Consider the following 233-nt stretch of genomic DNA (forward strand, 5'->3'; position numbering starts at 1 on the left):
GTCGCCAGCTTACTTCGGCAAGGCATGACCGCAGGCATGGCAGAAACGGGCGTTATCGTCATGGTCGCCCTGCTGACACTGCGGACACAGGCGCTGCTGTCGTCGACGATTCAGGGCGCTGGTCATATGCGTGGTGATAAGTCCGGTCGGTATGGCAATAATGGAGTAGCCGATCAGGATAAGAATGGAGGCCAGGATGCGACCCAACGGCGTGTGCGGCGTGATGTCTCCGT

General features: G+C 59.2%; 1 protein-coding gene. It reads right to left on the minus strand.

The features are described from left to right. Positions 1 to 9: 9 nt before the first annotated feature. Positions 10 to 233, minus strand: a 224-nt coding sequence (locus FLQ03_RS03280) for an ion channel (RefSeq protein ID WP_144374173.1), incomplete at its 5' end; no start/stop codon positions are given.

Origin of the sequence: Vogesella urethralis, from assembly GCF_007644045.2 — a bacterium.
Classification (GTDB): Bacteria; Pseudomonadota; Gammaproteobacteria; order Burkholderiales; family Chromobacteriaceae; genus Vogesella; species Vogesella urethralis.